At 70.0% G+C, this 25,512-nt stretch carries 23 protein-coding genes; 15 read left to right on the top strand and 8 right to left on the bottom strand.

All coding sequences use genetic code 11. The annotated features are described in order from the left end of the window. The first annotated feature begins 252 nt into the window (after window positions 1-252). From pdhA to ACZ32T_RS15140, 4 genes are all read left to right on the top strand, one after another. Window positions 253-1,413, top strand: a complete 1,161-nt coding sequence (gene pdhA, locus ACZ32T_RS15125; protein WP_467367196.1) for a pyruvate dehydrogenase (acetyl-transferring) E1 component subunit alpha — start codon at window positions 253-255, stop codon at window positions 1,411-1,413. A 2-nt stretch (window positions 1,414-1,415) separates the two neighbouring features. Continuing rightward, window positions 1,416-2,396 carry an alpha-ketoacid dehydrogenase subunit beta gene (locus tag ACZ32T_RS15130; RefSeq protein ID WP_467266407.1) on the top strand — a complete coding sequence of 327 codons (981 nt, stop codon included), beginning with the start codon at window positions 1,416-1,418 and terminating at the stop codon, window positions 2,394-2,396. A gap of 10 nt (window positions 2,397-2,406) precedes the next feature. After that, a complete protein-coding gene (locus ACZ32T_RS15135; RefSeq protein WP_467367198.1) occupies window positions 2,407-3,834 on the top strand; it encodes a dihydrolipoamide acetyltransferase family protein in 1,428 nt (475 codons plus the stop codon). A 120-nt stretch (window positions 3,835-3,954) separates the two neighbouring features. Continuing rightward, window positions 3,955-4,494, top strand: a complete 540-nt coding sequence (locus ACZ32T_RS15140; protein WP_467266411.1) for a hypothetical protein — start codon at window positions 3,955-3,957, stop codon at window positions 4,492-4,494. A gap of 19 nt (window positions 4,495-4,513) precedes the next feature. On the opposite strand, the gene ACZ32T_RS15145 is transcribed toward ACZ32T_RS15140, so the two are convergent. After that, the gene (locus tag ACZ32T_RS15145; RefSeq protein WP_467266413.1) at window positions 4,514-4,936 is read right to left on the bottom strand and encodes an ATP-binding protein; all 423 of its coding nucleotides are present in this window, start codon (window positions 4,934-4,936) and stop codon (window positions 4,514-4,516) included. A 211-nt stretch (window positions 4,937-5,147) separates the two neighbouring features. On the opposite strand from ACZ32T_RS15145, the gene ACZ32T_RS15150 reads away from it, so the two are divergent. Further along, complete coding sequence (locus ACZ32T_RS15150) at window positions 5,148-6,026, top strand: helix-turn-helix domain-containing protein (RefSeq protein WP_467266415.1); 879 nt, start codon at window positions 5,148-5,150, stop codon at window positions 6,024-6,026. Between the two features lie 2 nt (window positions 6,027-6,028). Continuing rightward, window positions 6,029-6,211: a DUF397 domain-containing protein gene (locus tag ACZ32T_RS15155; RefSeq protein ID WP_467266417.1), complete on the top strand. Its 183-nt coding sequence runs from the start codon at window positions 6,029-6,031 to the stop codon at window positions 6,209-6,211. Between the two features lie 59 nt (window positions 6,212-6,270). Here ACZ32T_RS15155 and ACZ32T_RS15160 read toward each other — a convergent pair whose 3' ends face one another. Continuing rightward, window positions 6,271-7,149 (bottom strand): D-alanyl-D-alanine carboxypeptidase family protein, encoded by an 879-nt coding sequence (locus ACZ32T_RS15160; RefSeq protein WP_467266420.1) that lies wholly within the window; start codon window positions 7,147-7,149, stop codon window positions 6,271-6,273. A gap of 230 nt (window positions 7,150-7,379) precedes the next feature. On the opposite strand from ACZ32T_RS15160, the gene ACZ32T_RS15165 reads away from it, so the two are divergent. Beyond that, window positions 7,380-8,063 carry a GntR family transcriptional regulator gene (locus ACZ32T_RS15165; protein WP_467266421.1) on the top strand — a complete coding sequence of 228 codons (684 nt, stop codon included), beginning with the start codon at window positions 7,380-7,382 and terminating at the stop codon, window positions 8,061-8,063. After that, window positions 8,060-9,367, top strand: coding sequence for an MFS transporter (locus tag ACZ32T_RS15170; protein WP_467367200.1), 1,308 nt, complete (start codon window positions 8,060-8,062; stop codon window positions 9,365-9,367). The genes ACZ32T_RS15165 and ACZ32T_RS15170 overlap by 4 nt, the downstream gene beginning before the upstream one ends. A 78-nt stretch (window positions 9,368-9,445) precedes the next feature. On the opposite strand, the gene ACZ32T_RS15175 is transcribed toward ACZ32T_RS15170, so the two are convergent. After that, the gene (locus tag ACZ32T_RS15175) at window positions 9,446-10,270 is read right to left on the bottom strand and encodes a maleylpyruvate isomerase family mycothiol-dependent enzyme (protein WP_467367203.1); all 825 of its coding nucleotides are present in this window, start codon (window positions 10,268-10,270) and stop codon (window positions 9,446-9,448) included. A 214-nt stretch (window positions 10,271-10,484) separates the two neighbouring features. Between ACZ32T_RS15175 and ACZ32T_RS15180 the strand changes: the two genes are divergently transcribed. Then, a complete protein-coding gene (locus tag ACZ32T_RS15180) occupies window positions 10,485-11,282 on the top strand; it encodes a carbon-nitrogen family hydrolase (protein ID WP_467266426.1) in 798 nt (265 codons plus the stop codon). 71 nt (window positions 11,283-11,353) lie between these two features. Here the strand turns inward: ACZ32T_RS15180 and ACZ32T_RS15185 are convergent, their stop codons facing one another. Continuing rightward, entirely contained in the window at window positions 11,354-11,848 is a 495-nt protein-coding gene (locus ACZ32T_RS15185; protein ID WP_467266429.1) for an LURP-one-related/scramblase family protein, read from the bottom strand. 64 nt (window positions 11,849-11,912) lie between these two features. On the opposite strand from ACZ32T_RS15185, the gene ACZ32T_RS15190 reads away from it, so the two are divergent. Next, window positions 11,913-13,724, top strand: a complete 1,812-nt coding sequence (locus ACZ32T_RS15190) for an NHL domain-containing thioredoxin family protein (protein ID WP_467266432.1) — start codon at window positions 11,913-11,915, stop codon at window positions 13,722-13,724. A 112-nt stretch (window positions 13,725-13,836) separates the two neighbouring features. On the opposite strand, the gene ACZ32T_RS15195 is transcribed toward ACZ32T_RS15190, so the two are convergent. The 3 genes from ACZ32T_RS15195 to ACZ32T_RS15205 all read right to left on the bottom strand — a co-directional run bounded on the left by ACZ32T_RS15195 (window position 13,837) and on the right by ACZ32T_RS15205 (window position 17,439). Beyond that, window positions 13,837-14,058: a DUF6458 family protein gene (locus ACZ32T_RS15195; protein WP_124277833.1), complete on the bottom strand. Its 222-nt coding sequence runs from the start codon at window positions 14,056-14,058 to the stop codon at window positions 13,837-13,839. Between the two features lie 105 nt (window positions 14,059-14,163). Next, complete coding sequence (locus tag ACZ32T_RS15200; RefSeq protein ID WP_467266435.1) at window positions 14,164-15,462, bottom strand: M18 family aminopeptidase; 1,299 nt, start codon at window positions 15,460-15,462, stop codon at window positions 14,164-14,166. A gap of 150 nt (window positions 15,463-15,612) precedes the next feature. Next, window positions 15,613-17,439, bottom strand: coding sequence for an acyl-CoA dehydrogenase (locus tag ACZ32T_RS15205; RefSeq protein WP_467367206.1), 1,827 nt, complete (start codon window positions 17,437-17,439; stop codon window positions 15,613-15,615). A 172-nt stretch (window positions 17,440-17,611) separates the two neighbouring features. Here ACZ32T_RS15205 and ACZ32T_RS15210 point away from each other — a divergent pair, with 172 nt between their 5' ends. From ACZ32T_RS15210 to ACZ32T_RS15220, 3 genes are all read left to right on the top strand, one after another. Next, the gene (locus tag ACZ32T_RS15210) at window positions 17,612-18,052 is read left to right on the top strand and encodes an SseB family protein (RefSeq protein ID WP_356709218.1); all 441 of its coding nucleotides are present in this window, start codon (window positions 17,612-17,614) and stop codon (window positions 18,050-18,052) included. A gap of 150 nt (window positions 18,053-18,202) precedes the next feature. Further along, window positions 18,203-19,159 carry a pirin family protein gene (locus ACZ32T_RS15215; RefSeq protein WP_467266440.1) on the top strand — a complete coding sequence of 319 codons (957 nt, stop codon included), beginning with the start codon at window positions 18,203-18,205 and terminating at the stop codon, window positions 19,157-19,159. Window positions 19,160-19,252: 93 nt separating this feature from the next. Further along, complete coding sequence (locus ACZ32T_RS15220; RefSeq protein WP_467266442.1) at window positions 19,253-20,329, top strand: AI-2E family transporter; 1,077 nt, start codon at window positions 19,253-19,255, stop codon at window positions 20,327-20,329. Here ACZ32T_RS15220 and ACZ32T_RS15225 read toward each other — a convergent pair. Beyond that, entirely contained in the window at window positions 20,324-22,444 is a 2,121-nt protein-coding gene (locus tag ACZ32T_RS15225) for an ATP-binding SpoIIE family protein phosphatase (protein WP_467266444.1), read from the bottom strand. The genes ACZ32T_RS15220 and ACZ32T_RS15225 overlap by 6 nt on opposite strands. Before the next feature lie 174 nt (window positions 22,445-22,618). Between ACZ32T_RS15225 and aspS the strand changes: the two genes are divergently transcribed. Together aspS and ACZ32T_RS15235 are read left to right on the top strand one after the other, a co-directional pair. After that, entirely contained in the window at window positions 22,619-24,436 is a 1,818-nt protein-coding gene (gene aspS, locus ACZ32T_RS15230; protein WP_467266446.1) for an aspartate--tRNA ligase, read from the top strand. Between the two features lie 264 nt (window positions 24,437-24,700). Next, the gene (locus tag ACZ32T_RS15235; protein ID WP_467266449.1) at window positions 24,701-25,462 is read left to right on the top strand and encodes a hypothetical protein; all 762 of its coding nucleotides are present in this window, start codon (window positions 24,701-24,703) and stop codon (window positions 25,460-25,462) included. Window positions 25,463-25,512: the final 50 nt, after the last annotated feature.

Genomic DNA, 25,512 nt, shown 5'->3' on the forward strand with positions numbered 1-25,512 from the left:
ACCAGTGCTGTGACCAGCGGGACTTGGCGATTTTCTGGATTTACTTGGAAATCCAAGCAAAATCGCAGGTCACAAGGTGTTTCGCAGTTATGCGATGCACTGGGTAACGTGCTTATGACAGGACGCTCGCCGGGGCACCTGTCACGCCTGTTCCCGGCCGAGTGGCACCCACCCCGTGCACGGGTCCGGACACAGGCGAGCCGCACTGGTTCCCGGCCATCCCGGGGGCCGGACCGACGGAGGAGCACGCACGTGACCGTGGAGAGCACTGCCGCGCGCAAACCGCGACGCAGCAGCAAGCGGACCAGCGCCGCGAAGACGCCCGCGAAGACGCCGGAGGGTTCCGACCCCCAGCTGGTACAGCTGCTGACGCCCGAGGGCGAGCGCGTCGAACACCCGGATTTCGAAATCGACCTGAGCGCGGACGAGCTCCGCGGTCTCTACCGGGACATGGTCCTGACCCGCCGCTTCGACGCCGAGGCCACCGCACTCCAGCGCCAGGGCGAGCTGGGCCTGTGGGCCTCGCTGCTGGGCCAGGAGGCAGCTCAGATCGGCTCCGGCCGGGCGCTGCGCGACGACGACTACGTCTTCCCGACCTACCGGGAGCACGGCGTCGCCTGGTGCCGGGGCGTGGACCCGACCAATCTGCTCGGGATGTTCCGCGGTGTGAACCACGGCGGCTGGGACCCGAACACCAACAACTTCCACCTGTACACGATCGTCATCGGCTCGCAGACCCTGCACGCCACCGGCTATGCCATGGGCGTCGCCAAGGACGGCGCGGACTCGGCCGTGATCGCGTACTTCGGCGACGGCGCGTCCAGCCAGGGCGATGTCGCGGAGGCCTTCACCTTCTCCGCCGTCTACAACGCCCCCGTCGTGTTCTTCTGCCAGAACAACCAGTGGGCCATCTCCGAGCCCACCGAGAAGCAGACCCGAGTGCCGCTCTACCAGCGTGCGCAGGGCTTCGGCTTCCCGGGTGTCCGGGTCGACGGCAACGACGTACTCGCGTGCCTCGCCGTCACCAAGTCGGCGCTGGAGCGGGCCCGGCGGGGCGAGGGGCCCACCCTCGTCGAGGCGTTCACCTACCGGATGGGTGCCCACACCACCTCCGACGACCCGACGAAGTACCGGGCGGACGAGGAGCGGGCGGCCTGGGAGGCCAAGGACCCGATCCTCCGGCTGCGTACGTACCTGGAGAAGCAGGACCTCGCCGACGCGGCGTACTTCACCGCGCTGGAGGAGGAGAGCGAGACCCTCGGCAAGCGGGTCCGCGAAGCGGTGCGGGCCATGCCCGACCCGGACCGGCTGGCGATCTTCGACCACGCCTACGCCGACGGCAACCCGCTCGTCGACGAGGAGCGTGCCCAGTTCGCCGCCTACCAGGCATCGTTCGCCGAGGAGGGCAACTAGCCATGGCCGCTGAGAAGATGTCCCTCGCGAAGGCGCTCAACGAGTCGCTGCGCAAGGCTCTCGAGACCGACCCCAAGGTCCTCATCATGGGTGAGGACGTCGGCAAGCTCGGCGGGGTCTTCCGCATCACGGACGGGCTCCAGAAGGACTTCGGCGAGGGCCGGGTCATCGACACCCCGCTCGCCGAGTCCGGGATCGTCGGTACGGCGATCGGCCTGGCCCTGCGCGGATACCGCCCGATCGTCGAGATCCAGTTCGACGGCTTCGTCTTCCCCGCGTACGACCAGATCGTCACGCAGCTCGCGAAGATGCACGCCCGGGCCCTCGGCAAGATCAAGATGCCCGTCGTCATCCGCATCCCGTACGGCGGCGGCATCGGTGCCGTGGAGCACCACAGCGAGTCGCCGGAGGCGCTGTTCGCGCACGTGGCGGGGCTGAAGGTCGTCTCGCCGTCCAACGCGAGCGACGCCTACTGGATGATGCAGCAGGCCGTCCAGAGCGACGATCCGATCATCTTCTTCGAGCCCAAGCGGCGCTACTGGGACAAGGGGGAGCTCGACACCGAGTCCATCCCCGGCCCGCTCCACAAGGCCGCGGTGGCCCGCGAGGGCTCCGACCTCACGCTCGTCGCGTACGGCCCGATGGTGAAGGTCTGCCTGGAGGCGGCAGCCGCGGCGCAGGAGGAGGGCAAGTCGGTCGAGGTCCTGGACCTGCGGTCGATGTCCCCGATCGACTTCGACGCCGTACAGACCTCGGTCGAGAAGACCGGCCGGCTCGTGGTGGTCCACGAGGCGCCGGTGTTCTACGGCTCCGGGGCCGAGATCGCGGCCCGGATCACCGAGCGCTGTTTCTACCATCTCGAAGCGCCGGTGCTGCGGGTCGGCGGCTACCACGCCCCTTACCCGCCGGCCCGGCTCGAGGACGAGTACCTGCCGGGGCTCGACAGGGTGCTCGACGCCGTCGACCGCTCGCTGGCGTACTGAGGAGAGGGTCGTGACGACGATGACCGAAACGTCCGCGCGTTTCCGTGAGTTCAAGATGCCCGACGTGGGCGAGGGACTGACCGAGGCGGAGATCCTCAAGTGGTTCGTCCAGCCCGGCGACACCGTCACGGACGGCCAGGTGGTCTGCGAGGTCGAGACCGCCAAGGCCGCCGTCGAGCTGCCGATCCCGTTCGACGGGGTGGTGCACGAGCTCCGCTTCCCGGAGGGCTCGACCGTCGACGTCGGCGAGGTGATCATCGCGGTGGACGTGGCGCCGGGCAGCGGTGACGCCCCCGCCGCGCAGGAAACCCCTGCGGAAACCGTTCAGCAGCCCGTGCCGGAAGCCGGACAGGAGCCCGAGGCGGAAGCGCCCAAGGGCCGTCAGCCGGTGCTCGTCGGCTACGGGGTGGCGGAGAGCTCCACCAAGCGCCGGGCCCGCAAGGGGGCCGAGGTCCCCGGACCGGCCGCCGCCGCCATCCAGGCGGAGATCAACGGCCACGGTGCGAAGGCCGGCCACGGTGCGAAGTCCGCGGAGAGCCGCCCCCTGGCCAAGCCGCCGGTACGCAAGCTGGCGAAGGACCTGGGCATCGACCTCGCCACGGTCACCCCGACCGGGGAGGGCGGCGTGATCACCCGCGAGGACGTCCACGCCGCTGTCGCCCCGGCGCCCGCCGAGGCCCCCGCACGGGCGGAGGAGGCCGCCCCGGCCCCCGTGGCGGTGCCGGTGGACCGGGCGGGCCGCGAGACCCGCATCCCCGTCAAGGGCGTACGCAAGGCCATCGCGCAGGCCATGGTCGGCAGTGCCTTCACCGCGCCGCACGTCACCGAGTTCGTGACCGTCGACGTCACGCGCACGATGAAGCTCGTGGCGGAGCTCAAGGAGGACAAGGAGATGGCGGGGGTCCGGGTCAATCCCCTCCTGATCATCGCCAAGGCGCTCCTGGTCGCGATCAAGCGCAACCCCGAGGTCAACGCCGCCTGGGACGAGGCCGGCCAGGAGATCGTCCAGAAGCACTACGTCAACCTGGGCATCGCCGCCGCCACCCCGCGCGGTCTGATCGTGCCGAACATCAAGGACGCGCACGAGAAGACCCTGCCCCAGCTGGGTGCGGCACTGGGCGAGCTGGTCACCACCGCACGCGACGGGAAGACGTCCCCCGCCGCCATGGCGGGCGGCACGGTGACCATCACCAACGTCGGCGTCTTCGGCGTCGACACCGGTACGCCGATCCTGAACCCGGGCGAGTCCGCGATCCTCGCGGTCGGGGCGATCAAGCTCCAGCCGTGGGTCCACAAGGGCAAGGTGAAGCCCCGACAGGTCACCACGCTGGCGCTCTCCTTCGACCACCGCCTGGTCGACGGCGAGCTCGGCTCCAAGGTCCTCGCGGACGTCGCGGCGATCCTGGAGCAGCCGAAGCGGCTGATCACCTGGGCGTAGGCATGTGAGAGGGGCCCGCGCAGTGCGTGCGCGGGCCCCTCCGCATGTGCTCCGATGGTCCGTGCGACTACTCTGCGGCCAGGACGTGTCACCCGACGCAGTCACCCGAGGAGGCGCCCCGTGCCATCGAGCTGCGACCCCCAGTACGCTCCCGCAGGCGATGTGGGCGGGGCGCTGATGATGATCGACTCCCGGCTCAGGGAGATTCACGACGGCAACGCCGTGAGCGACCTTGAGCAGAGGGCACTGGCGGAACAGGTCGTCGCGTCCCTGGGCCCCGGCGGTGCCGAGGACATCCTGGACGGCACGTGCACGATCATCTACATGTTCATGAGCTGGCTGCGGCAGGCGCATGAGGCCCAGGACAAGGACGTCATCGAGTACGTGGTGCCGACCCTCGTGGCCTCGATGCGCCAGATGCCCAGGAGCATCCCACCCGAGGCCATCCCCACCATGGCCGGCCTGGTCGTCGCCGCGGGCATGGGCCTCAGCCCCAACCTGTGGCGCAAGCAGTACGGGGACTGGACCGAGGAGGAGATGAACCCCTTGGAGGCCACCGCCTTCCTGCTCGCGGAACACATCAACCGCATCACGGACGACCCGGACTTCGCCACCCGCACGATCGCCGATGCGCTGTCCCTCTCGGAGGAGGGGGCCTGAGCCGCCACCCGTTCCGCGGTCATCGCACGTCGAGTTCGGCGAACACGGTCTTGCCGACGGTGCGAGGCTCGACACCCCAGCGGTCCGCGAGCCGGGCGACGACGAGCAGCCCACGCCCGTAGCAGTCATCGGAGCCGACTTCACGCAGCCCGGGCAGCCGCTCCCCGCGGGGATCGCTGACCTCGATGCGCAGGGCGGTGCCGGTGAGGGTGAGATGCACCCGGAAGAGCCGGCCGCGCATGCAGCCGTGCAGCAGGGCGTTGGTCGCCAACTCGCTGACGAGCAACGCGGCTTCATCGGCGCGGCGGGGCTGCCCCCACTCCGCGACGAGGCGCGCGGCCCGTCGGCGGCAGAGGGAGATGCTACGGGCGGTCGGGGTGTAGTCGAGACGGTCCTCGTGCAGTACGGGGCAGGGACTGGGTTCCTCTTGGGCTGCGGTCATGGGCGCGTGCCTCCGGTGGATGCGGGCGGTGGCTGTGCCGGTACCTGCGCACGGCAGGGCGGTGCACTTCCGCCGGGCGGTGCCGCGCTGGGAGCGGCGGTTCGGCGAACGTAGCGAGCCCGGGCTCACCGGGGCAAGTGAAACGGGGACAAGTGTCTCCAACGAGTGACGGTGGTCGACGACCCGGACCGTGAGGCGGGACACTGAGGTGGTGAATCGAGCGACTCAGCAAGGCAACAGGTCGTCAACTGTGCTGGCACGCAGACTCGGTAACGAGCTCCTGCGCCTGAGGGACGCGTCCGGGAAGACGCAACAACAGGCAGCGCAGGTCATCAGCGCGACCAACTCGAAGATCGTGAAGATGGAGCGGGGCTGGGTTCCGATGAGGGACCCGGACGTGCGCAGCCTCTGTGAGTTCTACGGTGTCGAGGACACCAAGTTCGTCAGCGGCCTGCTGGAGGTGGCCCGACTGGATCGGGAGCGCCGCAAGGCGAAGGGCTGGTGGAACCAGTACCCGGAGCTGCGCTCGCTGGTTGAGTACGTCGCGCTCGAAGACATCGCTACGGCGGTCAGGACCTGGCAGGGGGCCTTCGTGCCGGGTCTGCTCCAGACGCCGGACTACGCTCGGGCGCTGGCGGTCGGCAACGCGGACTGGGACGACCCGGACGAGATCGAGCGCTTCGTCGAGGCGAAGATCGCCCGACAGGTGCGCCTTGCCGACAGCACCCCACTCGCGCTGTGGGCGATTGTCGGCGAAGGGGCGTTGCGGCAACTGGTCGGCGGTCGCGAGGTAATGCGCGCGCAACTGGATCATCTGGCGGCGGTTGCCTCCGAGCCAAATGTCACTGTGCAGGTTGTCCCGTTTCTGGCGGGGTCCCACCCGGGCATGACCAGCGCTTTTAGCGTTGTTTCGTTCGCCGAGCCCGGCGCGATGGACGTGGTCTACATGGACACCACGTCGTCTACGCTGTGGCTGGAGAGTGAGAGGGACGCCGCCCGTCACAACGTCACGTTCAGTCGTATCGCCCGATGCGGCCTCGCTCCCCACGATTCCATTGCCTTGATAGGGCGTATTCGCAAGGAGTTGTAGTCGTGCGTTGCTTCGAGTTCGTCAAGTCCAGCTACAGCAGCGGCAACGGCGAGTGCCTCGAAGTGGCCCGCAACGTTCCCCGCGTCGTCGCCGTCCGCGACAGCAAGTGGTCCGACAGCCCCTTCCTCGTCGTCGCCCCCGCCGCCTGGGACCGCTTCATAGCGGATCTGCGCCGGCAGGCGTAGGGCGACCGAGGGCCCCGCCCGCGCGTCGCGCGAGCAGGGCCCACCTCCGAGCCGCGGCTCTACTTCTTGAAGCCGTAGTCCAGGAGCTTCTTCGCGTCGGACGTCCGGGTGGTCGCGGACGTCGAGGTGAGGACGGTCCCGATGACCGTCTTGCCCTTCCGGGTCGCCGCGAAGACCAGGCAGTACTTCGCCGACGGGCCCGAGCCGGTCTTCACGCCGATCGCGCCGCTGTAGCTGCCCAGCAGCGGGTTGGTGTTCGACCACGACATGTAGCGGTAGCCGCCGCTCTTCGTCGTGACCTTCTGCTTGGTCGACTTCGTCTTCACGATCGTGCGGAACGTGGAGCTCTTCATCGCGCTGGCGGCGATCTTCGTCAGGTCGCGCGGTGTGGAGTAGTTCGAGCCGCTGCCGATGCCGTCGAACGAGTCGAAGTGGGTGTTCTTCAGGCCGAGGCTCTTCGCGGAGGAGTTCATCTTGCCGATGAAGGACTTCACCCGGGCCGCCCGGGTGGAGCCGGAGCCGAACTTGTCGGCGAGGGCGTACGCGGCGTCGCAGCCCGAGGGCAGCATCAGCCCGTACAGGAGCTGGCGGACCGTGACCTTGTCGCCGACGATCAGCCGGGCCGACGAGGCGGTGTTCTTGACGATGTAGTCGCTGTACGCCTTCTGCACCGTGACCTTGGAATCGAGGTTCAGGTTCTTCTGGGCCAGCACCACCTTGGCGGTCATGATCTTCGTGGTGGAACCGGTGGAGCGGCGGGTGTCCGCGGCCTTTCCGTAGAGCGTCTTCGCCGTGCCGCTGTTCATCACGAAGCCGCCCTTGGCGGCGATCGAGGGCGTCGGCGGGGCCGCGGCCTGAGCCGTGGAGGCGAACGCGCTGCCCGCGAGGACGGCGCCCGCGGTGAGAGCGACGAGGGCGGCAGCGCTTACGCGGTTCATGCCCTGGGGACCAGTTTTCAAGTCGAACGCTCCAAATACACCTGAAATGCGGCTACATGGGGTGCCGCTCGGTGGTGAGACTCGCGAGACGTCCGGATGGATGTCTCCTCGTACGAGTGATTTCACACCCCGTCGGAGCATGGTCGGACACCAGGGTCGAACGTCTGCTCCCCGGGTCCGGATCGCGGACGGGGGAGCGGACGCACCCATCTTGTATCTATGCTGTGTGCATGCCTGCCGCACCTATCGTCGAACCGGCCGCCGGCAAGGCGGCTCCCAAGCCTCCGCCCGCAGCCGAGCGCGTCTACACCCACATCAAGGAAGCCGTCCTCGACCGCCGTTACGAAGGCGGCACGCTCCTCACGGAGGGCGACCTGGCCGAGGCCGTCGGAGTCTCCCGGACCCCGGTGCGGGAGGCGCTGCTCAGGCTCGAGGTCGAAGGGCTGATCAAGCTCTACCCGAAGAAGGGCGCGCTGGTGCTCGCGGTCTCCGCGCAGGAGATCTCCGATGTGGTGGAGACCCGGCTGCTCGTGGAGGAGTTCGCCGCGCGGAAGGCCGTGCCCGCGTCGGCGCGGCTGATCGCCCGGCTGGAGCAGCTTTTGGCCGAGCAGCGGGAGCTCGCGGAGGCGGGAGATCTGGCAGCGGTCTCCGTCAAGGACCGGTGTTTCCACGCCGAGATCGTGAAGAACGCGGGCAACGAGATCCTCTCCCGCCTCTACGACCAGCTCCGTGACCGGCAGCTGCGCATGGGCGTGGCCGTGATGGAGGCGCACCCCGGCAGGATCGCCGCCAACATCACCGAGCACGGCGCGCTGCTGGACGCCATCAGGGCCGGCGACGCCGACGGCGCGGCACAGGTCGTGCGGCACCACGTCAGCCGGGTCAAGGTGCTGGTCCGGGGTGATGACCGATGAGCTCCGCGTCCCCCACCCTCTCCCTGCCCGGAGACCCGCCCGGCGGCCGGCGTGCCGCATGGATCTGGGGCATCGGTGTCGCCGTCTACTTCGTCGCCATCATCTTCCGCACGAGTCTGGGCGTCGCCGGACTCGACGCCGCCGAACGGTTCGAGGTCAACGCCTCGGCCCTGTCGACGTTCTCCATCCTGCAGCTGCTCGTGTACGCCGGCATGCAGATACCCGTGGGCCTCATGGTCGACAGGCTCGGCACCAAGAAGGTCCTCACCATCGGGGTGGTGCTCTTCACGCTGGGGCAGCTGGCCTTCGCGCTCTCCCCCTCCTACGGCATGGCACTCGCGTCCCGCGCGATGCTCGGCTGCGGCGACGCGATGACGTTCATCAGCGTGCTGCGGCTCGGCGCCCGGTGGTTCCCGGCCCGGCGCGGGCCGCTGATCGGGCAGGTCGCCGCGCTCTTCGGGATGGCGGGCAACCTCATCTCGACCCTCGTCATCGCCCGCGCGCTGCACGGCTTCGGCTGGACCGCGACCTTCGTCGGCAGTTCGCTGGCCGGAGTGGTGGTGCTGATACCGCTGCTGCTCTTCCTCAAGGACCACCCCGAGGGCCACGAGCCCCCGCCCGCCGAACACGCCGGAGCGGCGTACGTGCGGAAGCAGATCGCCGCTGCCTGGCGGGAGCCGGGCACCCGGCTGGGCATGTGGGTGCACTTCACCACGCAGTTCCCCGCCATGGTCTTCCTGCTGCTGTGGGGCATGCCGTTCCTGGTCGAGGCGCAGGGGCTGAGCCGGGGCACCGCCGGTGAGCTGCTCACCCTGGTGGTGCTCTCCAACATGGTGGTGGGGCTCGTCTACGGCCAGATCATCGCCCGCCACCACGCGGCGCGCGCCCCGCTGGCCCTCGGGACGGTCGCGATGACGGCGCTGCTCTGGGCGTCGACGATCTTCTACCCCGGCGACCACGCGCCGATGTGGCTCCTGATCACCCTGTGCGTGGTGCTCGGTGCCTGCGGGCCGGCCTCGATGATCGGCTTCGACTTCGGCCGGCCGGCCAATCCGCCCGAACGCCAGGGCACCGCCTCCGGCATCGTCAACATGGGCGGCTTCGTCGCCTCGATGACGACACTGTTCGCGGTCGGCGTCCTGCTGGACGCGACCGGGGACAACTACCGCGTCGCGTTCGCGTCGGTCTTCGTCCTGGAAGCGCTCGGCGTCGTACAGATCCTGCGGCTGCACGCCCGCGCCACCCACAGGGAACGCGACCACCACGTCGTCAGCCGGGTCGAAGCCGTGCACGTCCCCGCCTGACGGCGGACCCGGCGGCGCGCCCGTCCCGGTCTCTCCACGGGCGGGCGCCGCCGGTCACGGGGTCACGGGGTCACGGGATCACGGGATCACGGCGAAGTGACGCAGGATCTCGGCCGCCAGCTCCTGGTCACCGTCGATCTTGATCCGGTCCTCCACGGCCCCCGCCCGGACCCGGCCGCAGGCCAGCCGGTAGTACGTCTCCCAGTCCATCGCCAGGGTCGCGGCAGGGCCCAACGACGGCGCGCCGTCGACCGAGCCGTGGCCCTCGCCGTCGACCCTGACCGTGCGCAGGAACTCCAGCGGGCCGTGCACATCGAAGACCACGGCCGAATTGGGCGGTGCGCCCGCGTCCTTGGCGACCACCTTCGGCAGCCCGGCCAGCAGCGTGTCCCGGACGACGAGGGCGCCGGGGGAATCCAGGTTGCCGGGCTGTCCGAGCGTGGCGCGCAGGTCCTGCTCGTGCACCCAGACGTCGAACGCCCGCATCCGCAGTGCCAGTTCCAGCGTCTGCTCGGCGCCGAGGGGCGCCCGGACCATGGTCTCGGGGGCGCGCGTCTCGTTGCGCAGCTGACGCATGCGCCGGATGAGCGTGTACTCCAGCTCCGAGGTCATCTCCGGCGCGGTGTGGTGGCGCCGGACGTCGACCTGCATCTCCATGTAGCGCTGGTGGTCGTTCTGCACGTGGTAGAGGTCGCGTGGCAGCGTGTGGATCGGGCGGGGGTCGCCGAGCTGCTCGCACTCCATGCCGATGACGTGCGAGACGATGTCGCGTACCGACCAGCCGGGGCAGGGCGTCCGGCGGTTCCACTCCCCCTCGACGAGCGGCTTGACCAGCTCGGATATCGACTCGACGGAGTGGGTCCAGGCATCGGCATAGGTCTGGAGGCTGGGATGGACGGTCACGGGACCCCTCGTGCGGTTCTGCGGTGCATGGGCTGGAGAGCAGGGAGTGCCGGACGGGACGGCCGGCACCGACGGTGCGGTCTGCGGTCTGCGGTCTGCGGGCTGCGTGGGGAGTTCGCTCGCTAAGTTACGCTGCGAGCAGGCACCCCGGCAGTGCTTTCGTGTGACGATCGTAGGCCCGCGTTGACGGCTTCCATGCCAGGACGGTGGTAGTGTGCACGCCTCCCTCATCCAGATCGCAGTAAACCCGGATGAATCGGTCAATTCCCGTAGAGAGCGCGCGGCTTCACTGGTCGTGGCCCAGCGGGGCGCGGACCTGGTCGTCCTTCCTGAGCTCTGGCCGGTCGGTGCCTTCGCCTATACCGCGTTCGCCGATGAGGCGGAGCCCTTGGAGGGCCCCACCCACGACGTCATGGCGAAGGCGGCCGCCGAGGCCGGGGTCTGGCTGCACGCCGGGTCGTTCGTCGAGCGTGCCGAGGACGGCACCCTCTACAACACCTCGCTGGTCTTCTCGCCCGAGGGTGAGCGGGCCGCCGCCTACCGCAAGATCCATCGCTTCGGCTTCGACAAGGGCGAGGCGGTACTCATGGGCGCCGGGGAGGAACTCGTCACCGTCGCCCTGCCGGAGACCGTGGTCGGCCTCGCCACCTGCTACGACCTGCGCTTCCCCGAGCAGTTCCGGGGGCTCGTCGACGCGGGAGCCGAGACCCTGGTCGTCGCGGCCGGCTGGCCGGAGCGCCGTCGGTCGCACTGGACCCTGCTGGCGCAGGCCCGCGCGGTCGAGAACCAGGCGTACGTCCTGGCGGTCGGGTCGTCGGGCACCCACGCGGGGGTCGAGCAGGCGGGCCACAGCATCGTCGTCGACCCCTGGGGCGAGGTGCTCGCCGAGGCGGGGGCCGGCGAGGAGGTGCTCACCGTGGAGTTCGACCCGGCGAAGGCCACCACCACCCGGGAGCAGTTCCCGGCCCTCAAGGACCGCCGCCTGGGCCTCGCGCCACGGCGCCTGGCCTGACCCGCACGCGAACGCCTCGGGGGCCCGGTTTCACGTGAAACCGGGCCCCCGAGGTCCGGTCCTGAGGCCGTTCAGTCGTCTTCGTGCTCCTTGTCCGCGAGGACGATGACGCACACCGCCACGGCGAGAAGCAGCGGCACATCGGCGTCCTCCCGCACGATGTCGACGCCGTAGGTGTCGCGGACGGTCAGCCAGCGCCGGGAGACCTGTGCGAGGAGCTCACCGTCGTAGTCGATGGCGAACTCGCGGTCCAGGATCTTGCCGCTGACGTCCAGCTCGGTGCCGTCCACCAGGGTCACCCGGTAGTGGTCGCGCAGGAGCGAGAGCCGCTTCCGCTTGATCTTGGCGAGGTCCTCGCCGTTCCGCTCGATCAGCATCGTGTCGCGCAGGCTGATCAGCTTCTGCCGGATCTCCACCAGCACCTGGCCGTTCGTGTCCTTCAGCTCGAAGGTGTCACGGAGCCGCATGGCCTTGCCGTCGACGAGGAAGAGCTTCCGCCCGTCCGCGTCCTCGATCCAGTAGTCGTCGCCGACGCCGAACACTCGCTCACGTACGAGAAGTCTCATGGATCACAGGTTCCCCGACGACCTGACGGAATGCGCGCAGGCCACGGTGCTGTTGACTGTTGGCATGACAGCACGTGCACGTGTCCGCGCCCCCGAACTGATCGGCAAGGGCGGCTGGCTCAATACAGGCGACCGGCAGTACACCCTCGCTGACCTGCGGGGACGCATTGTCATTCTGGATTTCTGGACATTCTGCTGTGTCAACTGTCTGCACGTGCTCGACGAGCTGCGTGAGCTGGAGGAGAAGCACCGCGACACCGTGGTGATCATCGGTGTCCACTCCCCGAAGTTCGTGCACGAGGCGGAGCACCAGGCCGTGGTCGACGCCGTCGAGCGGTACGAGGTGCACCACCCGGTCCTCGACGACCCCGAGCTCGCCACCTGGAAGCAGTACGCCGTCCGCGCCTGGCCCACGCTCGTCGTCGTGGACCCCGAGGGCTACGTCGTCGCACAGCACGCCGGGGAGGGCCACGCGCACGCCATCGAGAAGCTGGTCGAGGAGCTGGAGGCCGAGCACGCCGCGAAGGGCACCCTGCACCGAGGTGACGGCCCCTACGTCGCTCCGGAGCCCGTGGCCACACACCTGCGGTTCCCCGGCAAGGCGCTCGCCCTCCCGGACGGTGGCTTCCTGGTCTCGGACACCACCCGGCACCGCCTGGTGGAGCTGGCCGCCGACGGCGAGACCGTGCGGGGTCACTTCGGCGCCGGTGAGCGCGGCTTCGCGGACGGCGGCCGCGACGAGGCCCGGTTCAGCGAGCCGCAGGGCCTCGCCGTCCTGCCCGACGGCCGGGTGGCCGTCGCGGACACGGTGAACCACGCGATCAGGGCGCTCGACCTCGCGACGGGCGTGACGACCACGCTCGCCGGGACCGGACGCCAGTGGTGGCAGGGGTCCGCGACCGGCGGCCCGGCCACGGAGGTGGACCTGTCGTCGCCGTGGGACATCGCATGGTTCGGCGACCGGCTGTGGATCGCGATGGCCGGGGTCCACCAGCTCTGGACGTACGACCCCGGGCAGGGCACGGTGCGCGTCGCCGCGGGGACGACCAACGAGGGGCTGGTCGACGGGCCCGGGGACGAGGCGTGGTTCGCGCAGCCGTCCGGCCTGGCCGCGGCCGGTGACCGGCTCTGGGTCGCCGACTCCGAGACCTCGGCGCTGCGCTACGTGGACCGGGAGGGCGTCGTCCACACCGCCGTCGGCACGGGTCTCTTCGACTTCGGCCACCGCGACGGCCAGGCCGGCCAGGCACTTCTTCAGCACCCGCTGGGCGTCACGGCCCTCCCCGACGGCTCCGTGGCCGTGAGCGACACCTACAACCACGCGCTGCGACGGTACGACCCGGAGAGCGGCGAGGTCACCACGCTGGCCACCGATCTGCGGGAGCCGAGCGACGCGGTCCTGGTGGACGGCGATCTGGTCGTCGTCGAGTCCGCACGGCACCGGCTGACCCGGCTGCGGCTTCCCGAGGAGGCCGTGCGGGTCGCGGACCGGGCCCACCGCACCCGGCGCGCGGCCACCGAGGTCGCCGCCGGCACGCTGAGGCTGGACGTGGTCTTCCAGGCGCCCGCCGGGCAGAAGCTCGACACCCGGTACGGCCCCTCCACCCGGCTGCTGGTCTCCTCGACCCCGCCGGAACTGCTGGCCGGGGGATCGGGCCAGGGGACTGATCTGGGGCGTGACCTGGTCCTCGCGGACGGGGTCACCGAGGGCGTCCTGCATGTGTCCGCGATGGCGGCGTCCTGCGACGACGACCCGGACAACGAGTACCCGGCCTGCCATGTGCACCAGCAGGACTGGGGCGTCCCCGTGAGCGTCACCGCCGCGGGTGTGTCCAGGCTCCCGCTGGTGCTGGCCGGGATGGACGAGCAGGGCTGACGGCGCACAGGCGGCGCCGCGCCACGAGCTCTCAGGACCCGTGCCGGCGCCATGCCGCCTGTCGGGACGTCAGCTCACCGGTGGCGGGCGCTCGCCCTACGGGACGACCGTGTCACTGGTAGCGGCGCTCGTCCTCCGAGACGACCGTGGTGGTGGGCGGCACGACCATGCGGCGGCGCCGCGCGATGCTCACGTAGACGAAGACCCCGACGAGGCCGACGAGCATCATGATCCAGCCGACCAGGTCGACGTTGACGGTATCCATTTCCCAGTCGGTGGCGAACGCCAGGATCGCCCCGGCACCGATCAGGAGAATGCATCCTCCGAGTCCCATGATTTCCGCCTCCTCGACGGCCCGGTGAGTCCGGGCCGGTGTACGGGTCGCGTACCCGGCCCGGCAACAACCATGTCCACCGGGGCGGTTGGGACGGTGGAGGGATCAGCCCGTGAGGAACGCAGCGAGCGCGTTGGCCAGGAGATACGGGTCGTCGGCGCCGCAGAGTTCGCGCGCACTGTGCATCGACAGGATCGCCACACCGATGTCGACGGTCGTGATCCCGTGCCGGGCCGCGGTGATCGGGCCGATCGTCGTGCCGCACGGCATCGAGTTGTTGGAGACGAACGTCTGCCACGGCACGCCGGCCTTCTCGCAGGCCGCGGCGAACACGGCGCGGCCGCCGCCGTCGGTCGCGTAGCGCATGTTGACGTTGACCTTGAGGATCGGCCCGCCGTTGACGACCGGGTGGTGCGTCGGGTCGTGCCGCTCGGCGTAGTTGGGGTGGACGGCGTGGCCGGTGTCCGAGGAGAGGCAGACGGTTCCGGCGAAGGCCCGGGCCCGGTCCTCGTACGAACCGCCGCGGGCGAAGACGGAGCGCTCCAGGACCGTGCCCAGCAGCGGGCCGTCGGCGCCGGTGTCGGACTGGGAGCCGTTCTCCTCGTGGTCGAAGGCGGCCAGCACGGGGATGTACGGCATCTCGCCGTCAGGCTGCCCGGCCACGGCGGCCAGCGCGGCCGTCGCGGCGTGCACCGAGAGGAGGTTGTCCATGCGCGGCCCGGCGAGCAGCTCGCGGTCCCGGCCGAGGTAGGCGGGCGGCTCGACGGGGTGCGGCATGAGGTCCCAGCCGGTGATCTCCGTGGCGTCGACGCCCGCCGCGTCGGCGACGAAGCGGATGAGGTCGCCCTCCTCGACGTCGCCGAGGCCCCAGATCGGCTGCATGTGCTTCTGGCGGTCGAGCTTGAGGCCGTCGGGGTTGGCGGACCGGTCCAGGTGCACGGCCAGCTGGGGGACCCGCAGCAGGGGCCGGTCGATGTTCACCAGCCGGTGCGTGCCGTCCCGCAGGGAGACGCGTCCGGCGAGACCGAGGTCCCGGTCGAGCCAGGTGTTCAGAAGCGTCCCGCCGTAGATCTCGACGGCGATCTGGCGCCAGCCGTACGCGCCGGTGTCGGGCAGCGGCTTGACCCGCAGGTTCGGGGAGTCGGTGTGGGCGCCCACGATCCGGAACGGGGTGTGGGCCGTGGCGCCCTCCGGCACGTACCAGGCCACGATGGCGCCGCCCCGCAGGACGTACTTCCCGCCGGTGGAGCCGTCCCACGCGTCCGTCTCCTCGACCTGCCGGAACCCGGCCTTCTCCAGGCGCGCGGCGGCCGCGGCCACGGCGTGGTACGGGGAAGGGGCCGCCATCAGGAAGGCCATCAGATCGTCGGTGTGCCCGCGGTCGAAGCGGAGGGGAGAGCTCATGTTCTTCACTGTAACGACGGCGGCCCGAGACGTTTAACGGTGTACGACGGCGGGCCGCAGCCGTGTCCGGAAAGTTGCCCCGCGCAGGTCGACGCCGCCACCCGGAGAGATCCGGACGGCGGCGTCGTCAGGGGCGGGGCGGGGCGTGGACTAGAACGCGGCCTCGTCCAGCTCCATCAGCGAGTTGTCGACGGCCTCGGCGAGCGCCCGCTCGCCGGAGACGCCCGGCAGGACGTTCGCGGCGAAGAACTTCGCAGCGGCGATCTTGCCCTGGTAGAAGGCGGCGTCCTTGGCGGAGGCGTTGCGCAGCTTCTCGGAGGCCACGACCGCGCCCTTGAGGAGCAGGTAGCCGACGACGACGTCGCCCGACGCCATCAGGAGGCGGGTCGTGTTGAGACCGACCTTGTAGATGTTCTTGACGTCCTCGCCCGTGGCGGTGAGGTCGGTGATCATCGTGCCGACGATCGCCTCCAGGTCCACCGCGGCCTTGGCGAGGTTGTCCAGCGAGCCGGACAGCTCCTCGTCGCCCTGGGCGCTCGCGAGGAACTTCTTGATCTCCTCGGAGAGGGTGTTCAGCGAGGCACCCTGGTCGCGGACGATCTTCCGGAAGAAGAAGTCCTGGCCCTGGATCGCCGTCGTGCCCTCGTACAGGGTGTCGATCTTGGCGTCACGGATGTACTGCTCGACCGGGTACTCCTGGAGGTATCCGGAGCCGCCGAAGGTCTGGAGCGACTGCGCGAGCTGCTCGTAGGACTTCTCCGAGCCGTAGCCCTTCACGATCGGCAGGAGCAGGTCGTTGAGGCCGTTGAGCGCCTGGGCGTCCTCGCCCGCGGCCTCCTTCACCTGGATCGCGTCCTGGACGGAGGCGGTGTACAGCACGAGGGAGCGCATGCCCTCGGCGTACGCCTTCTGCGTCATGAGGGAGCGGCGCACGTCGGGGTGGTGCGTGATGGTGACCTTGGGGGCCGTCTTGTCCATGAACTGCGACAGGTCGGTGCCCTGGACGCGCTCCTTGGCGTACTCCAGCGCGTTGAGGTAGCCCGCGGAGAGGGCCGCGATGGCCTTCGTGCCGACCATCATGCGGGCGAACTCGATGATGCGGAACATCTGGCGGATGCCGTCGTGCTTGTCACCGATCAGCCAGCCCTTGGCGGGGTGCTGGTCGCCGAAGGTCATCTCGCAGGTGTTCGACGCCTTGAGGCCCATCTTGTGCTCGACGTTCGTCGCGTACACGCCGTTACGCGCACCGAGCTCGCCGGTGGTCCAGTCGAAGTGGAACTTCGGTACCAGGAAGAGCGAGAGGCCCTTGGTGCCCGGGCCGGCGCCCTCGGGGCGCGCCAGGACGTAGTGGAGGATGTTCTCGGACATGTCGTGCTCGCCCGAGGTGATGAAGCGCTTCACACCCTCGATGTGCCAGGAGCCGTCCTCCTGCTCGACCGCCTTCGTGCGGCCGGCGCCGACGTCCGAACCGGCGTCCGGCTCGGTCAGGACCATCGTCGAGCCCCACTGCTTCTCGACGGCGATCTCCGCGACCTTCTTCTGCGCCTCGTTGCCCTCGTCGAAGAGGATGCCGGCGAAGGCGGGGCCGGAGGAGTACATCCAGACCGCCGGGTTCGAGCCGAGCAGCAGCTCCGCGTAACCCCAGATCAGGGAGCGCGGCGACGTCGTGCCGCCGATCTCCTCGGGCAGGCCCAGGCGCCAGTACTCGGAGTCCATGAAGGCCTGGTAGGACTTCTTGAAGGAGGCCGGGACGGGTGCGGTGTTCGTCCGGGGGTCGAAGACCGGCGGGTTGCGGTCCGCGTCGGCGTACGAATCGGCGAGCTCGTTCTCCGCGAGGCGGGTCACCTCGTCCAGGATGCTCTTCGCGGTGTCGACGTCCATCTCCGCGAACGGACCGGTGCCGTACAGCTTGTCGCGCCCGAGGACCTCGAAGAGGTTGAACTCGATGTCGCGGAGATTCGACTTGTAGTGCCCCATGGGAAGGCTCCGTAATCAATAGCAGTGGCGCGCAGCGCCCCGTGGAGGAGTGAGGATCGGGCGACGGACGGCCGGGCGTGGGTATATCAACCTGACCCCTACGATGATGCTACCCGTCAGTAATAAGGCGCAACCCCTCAAGGCGCAGATGTGTCCGATTACTCTTTGCGGCATGTATGGCTACGACCAGAACCAGGGCGCACAGCAGCAGATGGGCGGCGGCTACGGCGAGCAGCCGTTGTACCCCGAGCCCTCGCCGCCGTCCCTGGCCGACGCGGTTCGGGCCTTCACGACCGGTTCGCTGTCCGCGGAGGACTTCCAGCAGATCTTCGCCACGGCGAAGGTCTACTGCCCGCGCGGTGACAACCCCGGCTTCCTGGCGCTCCACAACACCCAGCAGCCGGTGATCCCCATGTTCACCACGCTCAAGGAGCTCCGGAGGTACGCCGGCAAGGAGTCCAAGTACTTCGTGATCACGGGCGCCGAGGTGATCGACCTGCTGCCGACCGGCTACGGGTTCGTCCTGGACATGGAGGGCGATCACCGCATGGTCTTCGACGCCAAGGCGGTGGAGCAGATGGTGGACTTCGCGATGCGTCGTATGTACGGCTGAGTCCGGTCCCGCACCGGACGGCGACGAGGGTCCGCACCGAACCGGTGCGGGCCCTCGTCGCTGTCCGGAGGGGGCGGGAATGAATGCCGCCTTGCTAGATGTTCATCGTTCAACTAAATTGGGATCAGAAGACTCCCGGAGGTGGCTCCCATGCCCGCAGTGACCGTCGAAAACCCGCTGACCCTGCCGAAGGTCGCGGCCCAGGCCGAGGCCGTGGCCCGCCCTGTGCTGACCGTCACCACCGCGCCCAGCGGTTTCGAGGGCGAGGGGTTCCCGGTGCGGCGCGCCTTCGCCGGGATCAACTACCGGCACCTCGACCCGTTCATCATGATGGACCAGATGGGTGAGGTGGAGTACGCGGCCGGCGAGCCGAAGGGGACCCCCTGGCACCCGCACCGTGGCTTCGAGACCGTCACCTACATCATCGACGGGAGCTTCATCCACAAGGACAGCCACGGCGGCGGCGGTGCCATCGAGAACGGCGACACCCAGTGGATGACCGCCGGCAGCGGGCTGCTGCACATCGAGACGCCGCCCGAGGCGCTCGTCGTGTCCGGCGGCCTCTTCCACGGCCTCCAGCTCTGGGTCAACCTCCCCAAGGCCGACAAGATGATGGCCCCGCGCTACCAGGACATCCGTGGTGGCCAGGTCCAGCTCCTCGCCTCCCCGGACGGCGGCGCGCTGCTGCGGGTCATCGCCGGTGAGCTCGACGGCCACGAGGGCCCGGGCATCACGCACACGCCGATCACCATGGTCCACGCGACGGTCCGGCCGGGTGCCGAGGTGACGCTTCCGTGGCGCGAGGACTTCAACGGCCTCGCGTACGTACTCGCCGGGCGCGGCAGCGTCGGCGAGGAGCGCCGCCCGGTCCGCACGGGGCAGACCGCGGTGTTCGGCAAGGGCTCCTCGCTGACCGTCCGCGCCGACGGGACGCAGGACGGCAACACGCCGGACCTGGAGGTCGTGCTGCTCGGCGGGCGCCCGATCCGTGAGCCGATGGCGCACTACGGGCCGTTCGTGATGAACACCCAGGACGAGCTCAAGCAGGCCTTCGAGGACTTCCAGGCCGGCCGCCTCGGCAAGGTCCCCGCGGTCCACGGCATGTGACCTGCCACTGCTGTCCGGGCGTACGGTGACGGACCGTCACCCATACGCCCGGACGGAGGGGACACCGCTCCCGGCCCGTGGTCGGGTGGGAGGGTGCCTACCCGGAAGCCACTCCTGCCCGAAGCCGCGCGGCGGACGGCCGCCTGGTGCGGTGTCCTGCTCCTGGCCGCCGGTGTCGCGGCCGTGGCCGTCTGGCTGTGCGTGGCGCTCAAGACGGCGGTCACCCCGGTCCTGCTGGCACTTCTCGGCACGGCACTGCTCGGCCCCGTCCACCGCTGGCTGACCGCCCACAAGGTGAACAGATCGGTGGCGGCCGGACTCACCTGCGCCGCGCTCGTCGCGGTGGTGGGCGGCGCCGGATACATCGTCGTCACGGCACTGGTGGACACCGGCGGCCAGATCGTGGCCTCGCTCAAGGAAGCCGCGCAGTGGGTCATCGACCACTTCGACATCGCGGGCGTCGCCGACGTCGACGACCTGGCGGACAACGCCAGGACCCTCTTCGAGAAGTTCGGTGCGAGCGCCGCGGGCGGACTGCTCACCGGGATCAGCCTCATCGGATCGCTCGTGGCCACCGCGGTCCTGGCCCTGCTGCTGACGTTCTTCTTCCTGCGTGACTCGGACCGCGCCGTCCACCTCGCCCACACCGTCGCCCCGCGCGGCACGGGCGACATCGTGGAGGCCATGGGGCGCAGGGCCTTCGAAGCCGTCGAGGGATTCATGCGCGGCACCACCTTCATCGCCCTGATCGACGCGCTGTGCATCACGGTGGGCCTGCTGATCCTGGGGGTGCCCGGGGCGGTGGGGCTGGGCGCGCTGGTCTTCGTCGGCGCCTACATCCCGTATCTCGGGGCCTTCATCTCCGGTGCCGTCGCCGTGCTGGTGGCGCTCGCCGACCGGGGCATCGTGATCGCGCTCTGGGTGCTGGGAGTGGTGCTCGCCGTCCAGGTGCTGGAGGGGCACGTGCTTCAGCCCGTCATCCAGAGCCGTACGGTCCAGATGCACCCCGCCACGATCCTGATCGCGCTGACCGCGGGCGCGGGTGTCGCGGGGCTGCTGGGCATGCTGCTGGCGGTGCCGGTCTGTGCCGCGGTGTTCGGCGTGATCGGCGAGCTGCGGAAGGGCTACGAGGCCGGAGGCCGGGAAGGCACGGCACCCGGCAGCTCATGAGCCGGTGACGCCCAGCTCCGCCGGCTCCGCGGACTCGTACAGCTCGAACCAGATCGACTTCCCCTCGCCCCTCGGGTTCACCCCCCAGGCGTCGGCGAGCATCTCCATCAGCACCAGTCCCCGGCCGCTGGACGCCATCTCCCCCGGACGCCGCTTGTGCGGCAGCTCGTCGCTGGCGTCGGCCACCTCGACCCGCAGCCGCCGCTCGCCCCGCTCGCCCGTCACCTCCGAGACGAGCAGCGCGTCCCCGTCCGTGTGGACGAGCACGTTCGTGGACATCTCGGAGACCATCAGCTCCGCGGAGTCGACCTGTTCGGTGTCCGCCCAGTCGTGCAGCAGCTCCCGCAGCTGCTGCCGGGCGGCCGCGACGCGCTCGGGCTCAGCCTGGGCGATGGTCATGGCCGAGCGCCGCCCCGGGGTCCTGCGCGTCCGTTCGGCCTCGCGGCGCAGCACCAGGAGTGCGATGTCGTCCTCACGGCGGTCCACCAGCGGCCCCGTCGTGTAGTGGGAGCCGGGGCCGTGCACCGTCTGCACGAGGGCGTCCGCGAGCTCCTCCAGATCCTCGACGGGCTTCTCCAGGACCGGCCTCAGCCTGGTCCACCCGGTGGCCATGTCGTGTCCGCCGGTCTCGATGAGCCCGTCCGTGCACAGCATGATCGTCTCGCCGGGGCCCAGGACGACGCGGGTCGTCGGATAGTCGGCGTCCTTCTCGACGCCCAGGGGCAGGCCCCCGGCGGTCTGCCGGATCACCGCGGTGCCGTCGACGCTGATGACCACCGGGTCCGGGTGGCCGGCGCGGGCGACGTCGAGGGTCCCGTTCTCGGGGTCGGCCTCCGCGTACAGGCAGGTCGCGAAGCGTGTCGCGTCGGACCGGTCCTCGCCGTCGTCGAGGTCGTACGTCTCGGTCAGTCCGGACAGGAAGCGTGAGGCCCGGGAGAGCACGGCGTCAGGGCGGTGTCCCTCGGACGCGTACGCGCGCAGGGCGATCCGCAGCTGGCCCATCAGACCCGCCGCCCGTACGTCATGGCCCTGTACGTCACCGATGACCAGGGCGATTCGGCCGTTGGGGAGCGGGATCACGTCGTACCAGTCGCCGCCGACCTGGAGCCCTCCTCCCGTCGGGATGTAGCGTGCCGCCACCGTCAGACCGGGCACGTCGGGGCCCAGGGACGGCCTCATCGCCCGCTGGAGACCCAACGACAGCTCGCGCTCGGTCTCGGCGGCACCCGCGCGGGTCAGCGCCTGCGCGAGCATCCTGGCCACCGTGGTCAGCACGGAACGCTCGTCCGGCGAGAAGGCCACGTTGTGCCGGAATCCCGCCATCCAGGCGCCCATGGTGTGCCCGGACGAGATCAGCGGCAGGAAGGCCCAGGACTGGCGGCCGAACTCCTGGGCGAGGGGCCAGGTGGCAGGGAAGCGGCGCCGGTACTCCTCGGGGGACTCCAGGTAGATCGCCTGGCCGGTCCGCACGACCTCGGCGGCCGGGTAGTCCGTCTGCAGGGGCATGTCGATGAACGGTTTCTCGTCGCCGATGTTGTGCCCGTGGTGCCCGATGACCGTCAGCCGCTCGCCGGAGACCCCGAAGACGGCGAGGCCGTCGGGTGAGAAGCCGGGCATGGAGAGCGAACCCGCGACCCGCAGGACCTCCTCGGTGGACACCGCCTCGGCCAGCGCACGCCCCGCGTCCAGCAGGAACGCCTCCCTCGACCGACGCCAGTCGCCCGTGAGCGGGGTCTTCGCCGCGGTGTCCTCCGGCGGCTGGGCGACCTCCTGGAGAATGCCCTTCAGCACGTAGGTGTGGCGGCCCGGGGTGTCCAGCGGGACCGGCTTCGACCGGGTGCGCACCGTGCGCAGGACCGCGCCGTTCTCGTCCAGGATCCGCATCCTGGCCTCGGCCACCGTGCCCTCGGCGATCGCGAAGGCCACGATGCCGTCGATCTCGTTCCAGTCGGCCGGGTGGAAGCGGGGGCGCACTTCCGCTCCGGGGCGGACCGTGGCCTCGGCGGGCAGTCCCACCAGCCGCGCCGCCTCGGCGTCGAGCGCGACCGTGCCCGTCGAGCTGTCCCAGCTCCACAGCCCGGTCCCGATCGCAGCCAGGATCTCCTCGGTGCGCATTGCCCCACTTTAGGAAGATGTTCTCCGCGGTCGCCACCGAGGGAGAGCGCCCGCCGGAGGCCGCCGGGCGGGTCTCGGACAGCCGTGCGCCGACAATGCCAATGAAGCGGTGCGTCCACGGGCGGTAGCCTGGGGTGTCAATCCACCCCGACCGCGAAGACTGGATGAACGACGATGCATCGGTACAGGTCCCACACCTGCGGCGAGCTCCGCGCCTCTGACGTCGGCACCGACGTCCGGCTGAGCGGCTGGCTGCACAATCGTCGAGACCTGGGCGGCATCCTCTTCATCGATCTGCGCGACCACTACGGTCTGGTGCAGCTCGTCGCCCGCCCCGGCACCCCCGGCAACGACGCCCTGGCGAAGCTGACCAAGGAGACCGTCGTCCGGATCGACGGCAAGGTCTCCGCGCGCGGCTCCGACAACGTCAACCCGGAGCTCCCGACCGGCGAGATCGAGATCGAGGTCACCGAGGTCGAGGTGCTGGGCGAGGCCGGCCCGCTGCCCTTCACGATCAACACCGAGGACGGGGTCAACGAGGAGCGGCGCCTGGAGTACCGCTTCCTCGACCTGCGCCGCGAGCGCATGCACCGCAACATCATGCTGCGCTCGGCCGTGATCGCCTCCATCCGCTCCAAGATGGTGGCCCTCGGCTTCAACGAGATGGCGACGCCGATCCTCACCGCGACCTCCCCCGAGGGCGCCCGTGACTTCGTGGTCCCGTCCCGGCTGAACCCGGGTAAGTTCTACGCGCTTCCCCAGGCGCCGCAGCAGTTCAAGCAGCTGCTGATGATCTCCGGCTTCGACCGCTACTTCCAGATCGCGCCGTGCTTCCGCGACGAGGACGCCCGCGCCGACCGTTCGCCCGGCGAGTTCTACCAGCTCGACGTCGAGATGTCGTTCGTCGAGCAGGAGGACGTCTTCCGGCCGATCGAGAAGCTGATGACCGAGCTCTTCGAGGAGTTCGGCAACGGCCGCCACGTCACCTCGCCGTTCCCGCGCATCCCGTTCCGCGAGTCGATGCTGAAGTACGGCAACGACAAGCCGGACCTGCGCGCCAAGCTGGAGCTCGTCGACATCTCGGACGTCTTCGCCGACTCCGGTTTCAAGGCGTTCGCCGGCAAGCACGTCCGCGCGCTGCCGGTCCCGGACACCGCGGGCCAGTCCCGGAAGTTCTTCGACGGCCTCGGTGAGTACGCCGTCGAGCACGGGGCCAAGGGCCTCGCCTGGGTCCGCGTGGGCGAGGACGGCACGCTGGCCGGACCGATCGCGAAGTTCCTCACCGAGACGGACGTCAAGACCCTCACCGAGCGGCTGTCCCTGGTCCCCGGCCACGCGGTCTTCTTCGGCGCGGGCGAGTTCGACGAGGTCTCCAAGATCATGTCCGCCGTCCGTGTGGAGGCCGCCAAGCGCGCCGGTCACTTCGAGGAGGGCGTCTTCAGGTTCTGCTGGATCGTCGACTTCCCGATGTACGAGAAGGACGAGGACACCGGCAAGATCGACTTCTCGCACAACCCCTTCTCGATGCCCCAGGGCGGCCTGAAGGACCTGGAGGAGAAGGACCCGCTGGACATCCTCGCCTGGCAGTACGACATCGTCTGCAACGGCATCGAGCTGTCCTCCGGGGCCATCCGTAACCACGAGCCCGAGCTGATGCTCAAGGCCTTCGAGATCGCCGGCTACGACCGCGAGACCGTCGAGCACGAGTTCGCGGGCATGCTCCGAGCCTTCCGCCTCGGCGCCCCGCCGCACGGTGGCATCGCCCCGGGTGTCGACCGCATCGTGATGCTGCTGGCCGACGAGCCCAACATCCGCGAGACGATCGCCTTCCCGCTCAACGGCAACGCCCAGGACCTGATGATGGGCGCCCCGACCGTGCTGGACGAAACCCGGCTGCGCGAGCTGAACATCCAGCTCCGCAAGCCCGTCGCGGCCGCGAAGGACAAGGCCGACGTCACGGACGCCGTGGCGCGGGACACCGGCGCGAAGTAGACCTCACCGGTTCCGCTTCGGTTCCACGTGAAACAGTCCCCGGCCACCGGCCGGGGGCTGTTTTTTGTGAAAACGGTGGCAGGGCCCGCGACCATCGCGGTTCCGGTTCTTCGCGTGCGTACGGGTGGACCGTGCGGAACTCCCGGACCTCGGGTAGACGAACCGGGTACATCCGGATGGCCCCGGTTCCGGTTCGGCGCCGTCGGGCCCGGCAAGGACTGGCACGGGAAGTGCTCGTCCGCCCCCACCGAGGAGTTCCGCACCGTGTCCGTCCCGCGCCGCTCGTACGTCCTGATCGTCGCCCTGTTCCTGCTGGTCATCGGCTGCTCCGCCGGGGCGGTGCAGACCACCGACCCCTCCGCGCCCCGCGGCGCGGCCGGCCCGGAGTCCTCCGCCGCCCCGCCCCGCGCCGTGGAGAGCCTCCGTCCCCCGGCGGAGATCCCGGGGCTCGGCCCGCAGACCCGGGCGCAGATCCCGGCAAACGCCCGGCAGGCCGTCGTGGTGACCGGGCAGGGCCCCGATTCCAACCGCTCCTCGGTCATGCTCCACAGCCTCGACGACCCCGCTCTCGGATGGAGACCCGGGGCGGGCCCCTGGCCCGCCCACAACGGCATGGAGGGCTGGACGGACCACCATCTCGCGGATGACCTCCGCTCACCCGTCGGAGTGTTCGGCCTCACCGACGCGGGCGGCCGGCTGCCCGACCCGGGCGCGCTGCTCCCGTACGACGAGCAGGACCGCTTCGCGGTGAGCGGCGAGGGCTTTCTGGGGGAACCCCTCGAAGGCTCCTTCGATTACGTCGTCGCCATCAACTACAACCGCACCCCGGGCACCAGCCCGCTGGACCGCACCCGGCCGCTCGGCGCGGAGAGGGGCGGCGGCATCTGGATCCACGTGGACCACGGGGGACCGACCCAGGGCTGCGTCTCGCTGACCGAGGACCGGATGCGCGAGCTCCTGCTCACGCTCGATCCCGCGAAGCACCCGGTGATCGTGATGGGGGACGCCGCGTCGCTGGCCCGGTGAAACGCGGAACGGGCGTGGATGCATGCCCGTAGGCTGGATCCGTCGCCCAG

The organism is Streptomyces sp. NPDC023573, from assembly GCF_055559735.1.